This window comes from Roseofilum sp. SBFL, from assembly GCF_017746885.1.
GTDB lineage: Bacteria > Cyanobacteriota > Cyanobacteriia > Cyanobacteriales > Desertifilaceae > Roseofilum.
The window spans coordinates 1-12,167 of the sequence record NZ_JAGHZH010000010.1 but is presented as its reverse complement, the minus strand read 5'-3'; the positions used below and the strand labels follow the sequence as shown (position 1 = coordinate 12,167).

Genomic DNA, 12,167 nt, shown 5'->3' with positions numbered 1-12,167 from the left:
CACTAGCCACAACAGGTGGTATCTCCTCGATTCCACTGGGTCTTTGCTGTTTTTGTATTCTTTCTCTAACTCTGAGCTTGACAGATGCTCCTCTAATTCTAATGTTCTTGTCATCTTTCTCTCTTCTCTCTCTACCTCTACCTATACTATCCGGATTTGGTATGACATAGTCCTGAAATCCATCTGCTCTCAACGCTTTGCTAAAGTAATAGCTTTGACTGTAGTCACAACCTAAGTGTTTTAATAACACCTGCTGTTCAGCCGTTTCGATCCCTTCGGCGATCGATTTCAAACCAAGTCCATGGGCCATTACCAGAATGGTTGTCACTAGAGATACTGAAGCCGTATCTTCAGGAATTTCCCGAATATAAAGAGCGGTTAATTTTCAACACTTGGAACGGATAGCGCATAAAAGGTTGATAGACCATATATAACTCATTCTGGGAAATAGCAGGAGCCAGAAACTCCTTTTCTCAGAAGAAAGATCGCCCAACCTTATCGATCTCTCAAACTAATTCAATCTGACAATCATCTCCAATCATAAACCGTAGAGCTGTTGGACGACGAGGAGCAACGTTTAAGCGAGCGCGTCTACCTACCACACTATCCACAATGCGTTGTGGGATATTTTCTAAGGTTGCTTCTGCTAAAATCACGCTGTGTTCAATATCGACTTCTGTTAAGGTTGTGCTATTAGCAATACTACTATAGGGGCCAATGAATGTATTTTCGATATGACAATTCTCCCCAATAGCAACAGGGCCACGAATAGTGCTATTAATTACTGTTGTCCCTTTGCCAATTTTCACACGACCAATCACTTGACTTTGAGGATCGATAGTTCCTTTAACCTCTGATTCTAAGCGGGTATCGAGAATAATGCGATTGGCTTCCAAAAGATCGTCTTTTTTCCCGGTATCTAACCACCATCCTTCGATCTGACGCGCTTCTACCTGTGTTTTGCGATCGATTAAGACTTGAATTGCATCCGTAATTTCTAGTTCACCTCGTGGCGACGGTTGGATACTGGCGATCGCCTCATGAATTGCCTCAGAAAAGAAGTAAATCCCCACTAGTGCTAGATTTGAAGGCGGGTCTTTCGGTTTTTCCACCAGCTTTAAGACTCTTCCCTGAGTATCCACTTGTGCCACACCAAAAGCACTGGGATTAGACACGGTACGCAATAAAATGAGTCCATCTAGGCTATTTTCTTTAAATTGGTTCAAAAATGGAGTTAAGTCGCTTTGAATAATGTTATCGCCCAAATACATAACGAATGGGTCGTTTCCTAGAAAGGGCTGTGCCACCTTTACGGCATGGGCCAGACCGGCGGGTTTCTCCTGCAAAATATAGGTGATTTTTGCGCCAAACTGTTCTCCATTCCCAGTAGTTGCTTTCACCTCTTCTCCAGTTTCGGGACTAATAATAATGCCAATATCGGTGATGCCTGCGCCCACAATCCCTTCAATCCCATACCATAAAATGGGTTTATTGGCAACTGGAACCAATTGTTTGGCCCCCGTATAAGTAATGGGACGTAAGCGAGTTCCTTTACCACCAGATAAAATAAGTGCTTTCATGATTAATTTAGAGAAGAGCAAAATTCAGTCTTACAGCCCATAATAACTAGAAATTTTCTTAATTATTCTATTGAATCGTCTACTGGTTTTCTTCCAGAAGCTTGGCTTTTTCAAAATCAAGGGACATTGCTCAGGATTTTCAAGAAATCGATAGTGCAAGAAAATATCTCTATATCTGATATCAACATCTTCACCCTGAACTAATCTTGTAAATTCAGTTGATGAATAACCCATGTAATGAATTCGATGAATAGGCTTTAAACCCTCTTGGTTATACAGAACTTGATTGACGTTAACAAATGGATCTGAGTTGGCACAGTTCCCTGTTCGGTCTTTACCATCTGAACTAAGAGTAAAGTTAAATAGTGGACGCTCAGATCTAAGTGTCATATAGTTAAACAAAAATGCATCATCCCACCACCCTTGATTGTTAACCCAAGCTGCTTCACCTTGATTCGTAATTTTATCTTGTAAATTAGCAAGCTCCTCAATTCCAAAAATACCATGCTTTGATCCCCAAAAGCTAGAACAATGAAGTGCGGGACGTATTTGTGATTCTGTAAAGAGACCGGTTGATTGAATTAGCTGAATATTTAATGCTGCTTGTGATTGTGATTTAGCATTTTCCCAATCATCAAAAACAAAATCAAACATTTCTAACTTTTCAAAAACTGCTGTAACTGGTTTCATTGCTAAACTATCACAGTCAAAGAAAACAAATTTTTCAAAAATTCCATCAAAGGCAGCAAATTTGCGATGTAATTTTCCGCGATACCATCGAGGATGTGATTCTCTGGATTTTTGTGCTTCTGGGTGAGATTCAACAAATTCATGAGCAAATTTTTCCCATCGATTGATTGATTCTGAATTTCTAAACAAAGTTATATTTGGGCGTATATCAACCTCTTTTTGGACTCTCTCAATGTGTTGATCAAAAGGAATAACACATATTGGTATACTGGCATCAATATTAACTCTAATACTATTTAGAAGTGCAATGAGTTGATCGTATACCCTATCATTAGCAAGTGTATAAATTCCCAATGGTTCCACACTTGTACCTCCTTATCACGGATATAAAATTTTGGAGTCAAATAAAATCAACTTTCATTTTAACACTACTCATGACCTTACCCTCGATAAACTAAGTTTTCGGCATATTCGGCTAACATTTTCTGTAAACTTTGCCGCCAGTGGGGGGCAGGGGTTCCGAGAAGATCGGCGAGTTTTTTGCCTGAAAGAACGGAGTAAGCGGGACGTTTGGCGGGGGTGGGATATTGGTCGGTGGTAATGGGAAGCACTCGTTTAATTTTTAGGGGAATGCCTAACTTTTGGGCTTCTTCAAAAATGGCGATCGCAAAATCATACCAACTGGTCACTCCTGCATTCGTGTAATGATAAATACCTACTGTTTCCGAATTCAGCTTGGGAATCAATTGGGCGATCGCTCCCGCCAAATCCACTGTCCAGGTTGGCGAACCCACTTGATCGTACACCACACGCAGTTCTTCCCGCTCTTGACCCAGACGTAACATGGTTTTGACAAAGTTACCCGTCATGCCATTTCCATACACCCACGCAGTTCTGAGGATGGCAAAGGTTGCACCACTCTCTTGCACCACCTGTTCGCCCTGCAACTTGGATCGCCCATAGGAACTCAGGGGGTTAGTCCGGTCAGTTTCCAAATAGGGCTGATTTTTACTGCCATCAAACACATAATCCGTGGAAATATGGATTAACTGAGTCCCAGAAGCGGCTGCTAAACGGGCTAATTTTCCCGGTACTTCCCCATTCACCTGCATGGCCAAATCAACATCCTCTTCTGCTTTATCCACTGCGGTATAGGCAGCTCCATGCACCACAATATCCGGCTGCAAATCTTGCCAAAAGGCTTCCACCTTGTCAAATTCCGTTAAATCGAGTTCATTGCGATCGATTCCTCTGATCTCTCCCAAGGATGTCAACAAGGTGACCAACTCTTGGCCCAACTGCCCTTGGGCCCCAGTTACCAAAATTCGGGTCATGAATACACCTCAGCATCTGACAATAGCTTACCCGCCCGATCCTTAGTGGATAAGGTCGGCTCTAAGCCTTCAATTTGCCAATCAATGGCGATATTGGGATCGTTCCACAAAATCGATCGCTCGTGTTGGGGAGCATAATAATCACTGGCTTTATACAGTACCTCTGCTATTTCCGACAGCACGACAAACCCATGGGCAAATCCAGGCGGAATCCATAACTGGCGATGATTTTGGGCGCTTAACAAACAACTAACCCACTGGCCAAAATGGGGGCTGCTTTTGCGGATATCCACAGCCACATCTAAAATTTCGCCGACCGCAGCACGGACGAGTTTGCCTTGGGCTTGTTGAATTTGGTAATGCAGGCCCCTTAATACTCCTTTCACGGAGCGAGAATGGTTATCTTGGACAAATTCTACAGATTGACCGGTAATTTCAAAAAAGCGTTTGTGATTATAACTTTCAAAAAAGAATCCGCGATCGTCTCCAAAAACTTTGGGTTTTAGGATCAGAACGTCGGGAATTTTTGTTGGAATACACTGCATAAGGGAATAGGGAATAGGGAATAGGGAATAGGGAATAGGGAATAGGGAATCCCTGCGTCTCCCGATTCCCCGATTCCCCGATTCCCAAGAGGGTATTAACGAACGGTTTCTAAGCTGCGGATTTTGGTGTCAAATTTATCGGTTAACAGACTTAAAATAGTCCGTTTGCGGACTTTAATGTTGGCACTAATATCCATCCCGGCTTGCAAATCCAATTGTTTATCATTAATGGTGAAATACTGTTTATCCAATTGAATTTTGGCTGGGAATGCATAGAATGGGCGGACTTGCGTTGGCTCTAGGGCATCTGAGCCGATCCAAGTCAGAGTTCCTTTAATGGTGCCAAATTCCGAAGAGGGGAAAGAGGAGACATCTAACTCCACTTGCATCCCTTCATCGACAAAACCAATATCCTTGTTTGGGATATAAACTTCAGCAACCAAGGCATCATTGGGAACGATGGAGAGTAGGCGCTCTGTGGCTTGGGCTACGTGTCCTGTCCCGGCTTGTAAATCAAATACCACACCACTAACAGGCGCTCTCAATTCCTGATAACCCAGAGCCTGTCGAGCTTTGATCAGTTCTCCTTCAACTTCAGCTAACCGTTTCTTGGTCTCAATTTTAGCGCGGGCCAGTTGGGAATCGATTTCAGCAATCCGGCGTTGGTTATCGGCCACCCTAGTTAAAATATCCTTAGCAGAAATGGCGATCGCATTGGATACAGCTTCTTGAGATTGGGCTTTTTCCACCCGCAACCGTTGTTCCTCAAGCTGAAGTTGTTCGAGTTCCCCTTCCCTGGCTAATAATTCATCTTGATAGCGAAGTACTTCCTGTTCTTGGCGATCGTATTGGAGTTGGGATAGGGCCCCTTCTTCCACGACGGGACGAATACGATCTAGAGTGTTCTCATGAATGGCTAGGGTTTCTTTGGTTTTATCTATCCGAGGGACGATCGCACTTGCTTGGCGTTGGGTGCGGTTAATCTGTTTGTCCAACTCAGCAATTTTCAGCCGAGCCGCTTCTACCCTTGATTGATACTCAGCACGCGAAGCACTCAAGAGTCGGTCTTGGTTACTATTAAAGGCACTACTGACCGCTTGATTTGGGTTATAGCCATCGAGTTGAGCATTAAAGTATTCGTTTTCTGCCAAGAGGGTTTGGCGCAAACTGGCCAAAGAGGCTAACTCTGGAGGACCACTTTGGATATTTCCACCTGAGAGAATGCGATCGTAAATCTCTATTTCTTCTTTCAGAGTAATTTCTTGCTTGGTCAGCGATTCAATATCCGCTTGGGGGGCTGTGGGGTCAAAGGTAATTAATAGTTCTCCTTCTTGTACCACATCCCCATCTTCAATCAAGATTTCCCGCACCATTCCACTGGTAGGGGATTTCACTTCATTGACCGATCCTTGGGGTTCGAGTTGTCCTTGGGCAGGAACCGCCTGTTCTATTTCGGCGATCGCCGCCCAAGCAATTCCCGACGATGTAATCAACAGGAGCAGCCACACCAGGACTTGAGACCAAATCACCGGCCGCTCTAGCAATATGGGTTGTTCGATATAGGTTTCTGTGTATTTGGCTTGTGTTTTCATAAATCTTGGTAATGGGTAATGGGTAATGGGTAATGGGTAATGGGTGATATTTTCCATTCCCCCATTTCCCTACAACTGGGAGTCCTGTTGCTCAAACAGACAGTAATACCGTCCTTTGAGAGCCATCAGTTCAGCATGGGTTCCCTGTTCAACAACGGAACCTTGATCCATCATAATAATTACATCTGCATTCCGCACCGTCGTTAAGCGGTGCGTAATAAAGAAGACCGTTTCTCCTTTGAATGTTTGGGCCAGATTTTGGCACACTTGTCGCTCACTATCATAGTCTAGGGCAGAGGTGGCTTCATCAAGAATTAGCAAGTGAGGTCTTTGAAGGACAGTACGGGCGATCGCAATCCGTTGCCTCTGTCCCCCAGATAAATTCGCCCCTCTCTCGCCCACAACCGTGTTATATCCTTGGGGCAAGGACATAATAAACTCGTGAGCTACCGCCACTTTCGCTGCTTCGATAATTTCCTGCTCCGTAGCATCGGGGTTCGCCAAAGCAATATTTTCTTGCACTGAACCATTAAACAAAAGCGTATCTTGGAGAACCACCCCAATTTGCCGACGCAGGGAGTACAGCTCTACCTTACTCACATCTAACTGGTCTACCAGGATACGGCCAGAACCTGGTTCATATAACCGTTGCAGCAGTTTCATCAGCGTGGATTTACCGGAACCACTTTGGCCGACAATTCCCACAAACTGTCCTTGGGGAAAGTCTAAATTCACATTCATCAGTTGCCAGGTATTCGCGCTGGCAAACCGGAAGGACACATCTTCATACTTCACATGGCCATGAATAGGAGGCATGGAAATATTGGAACGGTTCGCTTCATCGGCTTCTGGATTGGCATCAAGAACATCAGAGAGTCGTTCAATGGATAGCCCAGTTTCCTGGAAACTTTGCCACAGTTGAATCAGGCGCAATAGAGGGGAGGTTGTATAACCCGCAATAATCCGGAAGGCAATTAACTGTCCCAAGGTAAAGGGGTTATCCGTCGAGGCAGTTGTCAGGACCATTTGTGCTCCAAACCAGAGAATTAATAGTCCAGAGAGTTTATTCAGGAATCCGCTAATGGAACCAGCGGTACTAAAGGTGAGAACGGAGCGAAACCCAGATTTAATATATTTGGCGTATCGTTCTTGCCATTGCCAGCGGGATTTTAGCTCAATATTCTGGGCTTTTACTGTTTGAATCCCGGATAGCACTTCTACCAGATAGGATTGCACGTCAGCGTAGCGTTCGGCTTTGTGGCGCAGTTGGCGGCGGACAATAGGCGAAGCAACGATGGTTACCAGGGCAAACAGGGGAACGGTAGCCAGAGCAACGAGGGAGAGCTGCCAGCTATAGACAAACATCACGGCGATGTAGACCACGGAGAAGACGGCATCGAGAACAACGGTGAGGGCTGTTCCGGTGAGAAATTGACGGATATTTTCTAATTCGTTAATCCGTCCAGCCAGTTCCCCAACCCGTCGGCGGTCAAAGTATTCTAGGGGTAGCCTGAGCAGGTGGGCAATGACTTCTGAGCCGAGTCCCAGGTCAATACGGTTGGTGGTATCGACAAAGAGATAGGTTCTCAGCAGGGTGAGAATGGCTTCAAAGATGGCCACCCCTAGGAGGAATAGACCCAAAATATCTAGGGTGTCGATGCTCCGTTGTACGAGAACTTTATCGATAATCACCTGGGTGATTAGGGGGTTCGCCAGACCAAAGAGCTGGACGAAGAATGAGGCGATAAAGACTTGGATCAGGATGCCCCGATATTTAATTAGGGCAGGGACAAACCAACTTAGGCCAAATTTTTCCCGTTGTCGGTCTGGGGGGGACTGGAGCAGCAGCACTTGTCCTTGAATTACGCCCCATTCTTCGGCAAAGTCGGCAACTCGCCTGCGGGTAATGCCTTTTTCGGGCACTGCCATGACCACTTCTCGTTCGTTGATCCGGTAGAGGATGGCAAAGCTTTGGCCCCAGGGAATCATGGCGGGGCCTTTGATACGGTTGATGGATGCGGCGGGCAATTGCACCATTTGTGCCTGTAGTCCCATCATTTCGGCGATCGCCCCACAAACCGTTAAGGAGATTTGCCCAACACTTCGCAGTTGATTTTCTAGGACTTTGCGAATCACATCCCGACGGAAGGAGACTTTCATGAACTGGCTCAACATCTTGAAGCAGGCCATGGGGGCATCGATTTCGCCTTTGCCGCGTACAAAGGGATAGTTGATGCGATCGTCATTGCCTTGTTCGAGTTCGGGGATCTGTTCTGGAGCGCGACTGATATCGACTCCACTGTCTTCTCCCTCTAGCTGTTTCCTAGGGGATAGGGTGCTAATGGGGGCTTTTTTCAGGGGTGGCTTGACCGGAGTTGGTGAAACAGTCTGGGGCCCCGTGGGAGGGGCAATGGGGTCTTCTGTTTCTTGGAAGAGGTCAACCCCTAATAATCTGGCTCCCCATCTGCCTTTAATGGGTAGTCTTTGATTGGGTTGTTCGGCCAGGTCATTCAGAGGGACATTTGAGCCGGCAGTAAAGTCGCCTACGGTTCCACTACTGACGAGCCACAGGCGGGAGGGATTGAGGGTATTAATCAAATCCCTGACTTGCAGGTTGCCAGAGGGTAAGTTAACCGCCGTGGCATGGGCGATCGCCTTAAATGTCAGTTCTTTTAAGTCTGCCGTCCCATCGGCTCTGCGACCGAGTTCCACACTCAGTAGTTCAAAGACCTCACTGATGGAGACCTGTTGAGCGAGGCTCTCTCTAAATTGGGGTTCGCGATCGATTAAGTGCAGAAAGTCTTGGGCATCTACAGTAATACAAATAACTTCCGTGGACGCGAGGGCCGTTTCACACCCACTCTGGCGAAACAAACTGGCCCATCCCATCACCTCTCCGGGTTCAGCTCGTTTTAAGCTCACCGTGGTTTGTCGCCGTTGGTCATAGCCTAAAATCCGCACTTGACCTTGATAGAGGATAGACACTTGAGCGGGCACTTTTTCCCGAATGATAATCGGTTGCCCGATCGCATAGCGCAACAGTTTACATCCAGAGGTTAACTGCTCTAAGCTACTGGGATTAAGCTGATCGAAGGGATGGACTTTGGCTAAAAATCCCTGGATTTGAGAAGGCGAGACAGCTTGAGTCATATCAATTAGAAATTAAAAATTAGAAATTAAAAATTGGGTTTCATCGGTTTTCTTGTTCGTCAGATGACCAGAGGGAGCGGATAGGCCCTAGTTTTTGGACTTCTTCTCGCATCCAGAGTTCAAATAATTCATCAATTAACTGTCGTCTCATCGCATCATCAAATTTGGCAGGAATGAATTTTTCCAACCGGACGATAACATACCATTCTCCTAAATTCCGGGGCGGCCAGAGTTGAGCTGGCTGGGAAATCGAGAGCAGTTTGGCCAGGATGGGGTGGGGAGTCGAGACGGAGACCGGTCCTAACACTCCTCCCGTATGAGCCTCAGGCCCTTGGGAGTATTCGCGGGCTAGATTGGCAAAACTTTCTTCTTCTTCTTGAATCCGAAAGTAGATTTCTTGGGCTAATCCCAGGTCTTTGGTGCGAATCAGGGAATATACGACCTGATCGAGGTGGGTTTTGCGACTGAGAAAGTAGGATTCAACTTTATTGCCCCAATTGGCTTGTTTAAATTTTTCGATCAGCAGGGGACGGATGGACACTTCTTGGAATTGTTCGGCATTCATGCCCTGATTTTCCAGCCAAGCCGCTTTGTCTTCTGGAGTGGTGAATTTCAGTTGACTGTGGACGGATTTGAGGGCAGTTTCAATTTCTTCGGGAGTGCAGGAGAAATCGGCGATCGCCCGATCAATCACTAATCCGCGCACCACATGGGGCATTAATTGATAACGGGTGAGTAGTGTTAAAATTTCATCCGTTTGAATGACTCGGTTGCCGACTTGTAGAATTTCTACCATTGGTTCTCATCAATAAGCGATCGCAGTTAAATTAGATTTGGCCGGTTTCCTTCTCCCCCCTCCTGTCTATAGGACAGTTTCCGCAAGCGGACATGAACAGGTTAATGGAATTGGGCGCTTCCCATGAAGGGCAAAACCCTTTAGTTTTTTTTAATGATACAGACTTCCAAAATAGGATAGCATCCCGATCGCAATTCAGCGCGAATTTGGGCAGGGGATAGGGAGATGACGAATGAAGATACGCGGTGATGCGCTGAAATTCCCTATTCCCCATCCCCCATTTTATCCTGACGCTCTAAACTCTCCTGTGCCTTTTCCTGGCAGGTATGTAATACTGGATCGTCAGGTTGCATCCCTAAAGCGAGATTGCACACTTCAAGAGCTTCGCGATCGCGTCCTAAATTCAACAGGGAAATCGCCTTATTTTTCCAAGCTGCATAAAAACTCGGTTCTAGATTCAGCGCCTGTTCAAAACTCGCCAAGGCTAACTCAAAGTTCTGCAATTGAAACTGAGCCATTCCTCGGTTATACCAGGTTTGCTCATCGTTAGGGTTAACCGTTATTGTGCGATCGTAGGCCGCGATCGCCTGTTCAAATTTCTGTAACTTAAATAATAGATCTCCTTTCATGGCCCAGGCGATCGCTGACTGAGTATTTAAACTTAGTGCCCGATCCACATAGGCGATCGCCCCCCGTAAATTTCCCTGTTGCTCCTGCTCCACACTCGACTTCATCAACGCCCTCATCTTCAACTCCTGTAATACCTCCTCTGGTTTATTCGTCTCAATACCCATCTGTTGTGCCAACCGTTGCACCATCTGGGGTCGTAATTGCAACAAATGCAATACCCCTGACAAACTATTCAAAGAAGGTAACTCTAGACGGGGTTGAGGACGTTTCTGAGGGGGTTGAAGATTCTCTTTAGGCTTCTCTTGGGGTTCAGGAGGCTGAGGAATCGGAAGTTTCTTGATCGCTGGAGGCTCTAGCACCACCGGTTTTTCTTCTACTACCGGGGGTGACTCGTCTACCTGCGGTTCTTTGATTACTTCCGGTTCTGCTTCTCTGGGGCACTCCAAAAGAGCCAAACCAATTTCACGGGAACATTGTCCCAAAGGTCTAGGATAAACGTTTGCCAACCTCACCATCCGTTGAGCTAACTCCAGATTAGGCGAACGAGACCCTAAAACCCTTTCACCAAAGCGCTCTAACCATGCCAACCATTCTTCTTCAGTTGTGCGCTCTTGCCATTGGCTAAAAAATTGATTGATTTCTTTGAGGCTCCATCCTTGGGTATTTACCCCTTCCAGAAGCTGATTAAACAGGAATTCATAGTGAGTATAACTGAGGGGCGGTCTTTGAGAGGAATCAGCACTCGCAACTGAAGTCCTGCGTAGCTTCTTCGAGATCTGTTGCCACCATTGAGATAAACGAGCAATCAGACTTCGCCATACTTTCCGCCAATCTACCATATGAGGAATTTATGTGAACGACGTGTAAGCGCACCCATTCTTGCTGGTGGGTTCGCTGTTTCAACTCTAGACCAAGCTTGTTTTTCAATACAATCGGAGCGGCGGGATTTGAACCCCACTCTCAGATTATAGCTAACGCTATCCCAAGAGCTGAAAGCTTTGCCTAGTTTGCACTCTAGAACCTTGAAAAGGAAATAGGCAGAAAATAGGCAGATGTCTGACAATCACACTAAACAGGCATGGTCGATGGTTAATGAGTATTTTCACTCTAACTCCATTGACCCATCTAAGTACGTTGACCATGAATTGGTGAGAGCTTATCTCAAAGCTTGCCAGAGAAGTACCCCGAAGGGAGTGTCCATTAGCAAGCAAGGTAACCGGTTGTATCTCCGGTTCAAGACAGCTACCAAGGCAACAACGGCTAATAATTCTTGTAATGAATCCTTCACCCGTGATGGTTGCGTCAATGCTCTGGCCAAAGCTTTGGCCGTCTCTGACAAGTTGAAAAATACTGAAACAGAGTCTGAATTTTGGTCATGGTACGAGTCAGAAATTAAGGGAACCCAAACCCTTGAGGATGACATCATAACCATCGGTCAAGCCATTGAACTGGTGAAAGCCAATTACATCAACGGGTTTGACAAATGCGGTCGTGATAGGAGTGATGAGAAGACAAAGGTTAATACCTTGGCTAACTATAAGGTTACCTATGGTAGCTATCACAATAAACTTAACCCTAAGTTAAAGCTTACCAGTGAAAATATCATCACTGAAATCACCAAAAACTGGTGTCAGTTATTCTCAATCTCTGGGTCTCAAACCCTTTGTTCTAAAGGTTTCAAAAACGCCTATACAGGAGTTCTGAAACTTTTAACGGGACTTAAACAAGAAAAATAGTCAAATTAGGTTATAATAGTTTGCAATAGGTTGTTTCACGTGGTTATTTCCCGGATGAAAGAAACTACCCCATCAGCAATGCCTCCTTGCTTTGACAAATGGTGTGAAAAATTT

At 45.7% G+C, this 12,167-nt stretch carries 10 protein-coding genes; 1 reads left to right on the top strand and 9 read right to left on the bottom strand.

The genetic code is table 11. The annotated features are described in order from the left end of the window. The 9 genes from J7545_RS00650 to J7545_RS00610 form a co-directional block, all read right to left on the bottom strand. A partial coding sequence (locus tag J7545_RS00650) for an EAL domain-containing protein (protein WP_318718992.1) occupies positions 1–328 on the bottom strand: 328 nt, incomplete at its 3' end. 178 nt (positions 329–506) lie between these two features. After that, the gene (locus tag J7545_RS00645) at positions 507–1,580 is read right to left on the bottom strand and encodes a glucose-1-phosphate thymidylyltransferase (protein ID WP_318697996.1); all 1,074 of its coding nucleotides are present in this window, start codon (positions 1,578–1,580) and stop codon (positions 507–509) included. Positions 1,581–1,610: 30 nt separating this feature from the next. Then, entirely contained in the window at positions 1,611–2,633 is a 1,023-nt protein-coding gene (locus J7545_RS00640) for an Npun_R2821/Npun_R2822 family protein (RefSeq protein ID WP_318697997.1), read from the bottom strand. A 77-nt stretch (positions 2,634–2,710) separates the two neighbouring features. Then, on the bottom strand, positions 2,711–3,604 hold the full coding sequence (gene rfbD, locus J7545_RS00635; protein ID WP_318697998.1) for a dTDP-4-dehydrorhamnose reductase: 894 nt from the start codon (positions 3,602–3,604) through the stop codon (positions 2,711–2,713). Further along, positions 3,601–4,149 (bottom strand): dTDP-4-dehydrorhamnose 3,5-epimerase, encoded by a 549-nt coding sequence (rfbC, locus tag J7545_RS00630; protein WP_318697999.1) that lies wholly within the window; start codon positions 4,147–4,149, stop codon positions 3,601–3,603. The genes rfbD and rfbC overlap by 4 nt, the downstream gene beginning before the upstream one ends. Positions 4,150–4,244: 95 nt before the next feature. Then, entirely contained in the window at positions 4,245–5,741 is a 1,497-nt protein-coding gene (locus J7545_RS00625) for an HlyD family efflux transporter periplasmic adaptor subunit (protein ID WP_318718991.1), read from the bottom strand. 69 nt (positions 5,742–5,810) lie between these two features. After that, positions 5,811–8,891, bottom strand: a complete 3,081-nt coding sequence (locus J7545_RS00620; protein WP_318698001.1) for a peptidase domain-containing ABC transporter — start codon at positions 8,889–8,891, stop codon at positions 5,811–5,813. A 40-nt stretch (positions 8,892–8,931) separates the two neighbouring features. Then, on the bottom strand, positions 8,932–9,687 hold the full coding sequence (locus tag J7545_RS00615; protein WP_318698002.1) for a peptidylprolyl isomerase: 756 nt from the start codon (positions 9,685–9,687) through the stop codon (positions 8,932–8,934). Positions 9,688–9,950: 263 nt separating this feature from the next. Beyond that, positions 9,951–11,156 carry a tetratricopeptide repeat protein gene (locus tag J7545_RS00610; RefSeq protein ID WP_318698003.1) on the bottom strand — a complete coding sequence of 402 codons (1,206 nt, stop codon included), beginning with the start codon at positions 11,154–11,156 and terminating at the stop codon, positions 9,951–9,953. A gap of 213 nt (positions 11,157–11,369) precedes the next feature. On the opposite strand from J7545_RS00610, the gene J7545_RS00605 reads away from it, so the two are divergent. Beyond that, positions 11,370–12,053 (top strand): hypothetical protein, encoded by a 684-nt coding sequence (locus tag J7545_RS00605; protein ID WP_318698004.1) that lies wholly within the window; start codon positions 11,370–11,372, stop codon positions 12,051–12,053. Positions 12,054–12,167 lie beyond the last annotated feature (114 nt).

Bases quoted from the DNA above. Each gene is read 5' to 3' on its own strand.
- J7545_RS00620 (WP_318698001.1), bottom strand. From the start codon at position 8,891: ATGACTCAAGCTGTCTCGCCTTCTCAAATCCAGGGATTTTTAGCCAAA.
- J7545_RS00610 (WP_318698003.1), bottom strand. From the start codon at position 11,156: ATGGTAGATTGGCGGAAAGTATGGCGAAGTCTGATTGCTCGTTTATCT.
- J7545_RS00605 (WP_318698004.1), top strand. From the start codon at position 11,370: ATGTCTGACAATCACACTAAACAGGCATGGTCGATGGTTAATGAGTAT.
- J7545_RS00625 (WP_318718991.1), bottom strand. From the start codon at position 5,741: ATGAAAACACAAGCCAAATACACAGAAACCTATATCGAACAACCCATA.
- rfbD (WP_318697998.1), bottom strand. From the start codon at position 3,604: ATGACCCGAATTTTGGTAACTGGGGCCCAAGGGCAGTTGGGCCAAGAG.
- rfbC (WP_318697999.1), bottom strand. From the start codon at position 4,149: ATGCAGTGTATTCCAACAAAAATTCCCGACGTTCTGATCCTAAAACCC.
- J7545_RS00615 (WP_318698002.1), bottom strand. From the start codon at position 9,687: ATGGTAGAAATTCTACAAGTCGGCAACCGAGTCATTCAAACGGATGAA.
- J7545_RS00645 (WP_318697996.1), bottom strand. From the start codon at position 1,580: ATGAAAGCACTTATTTTATCTGGTGGTAAAGGAACTCGCTTACGTCCC.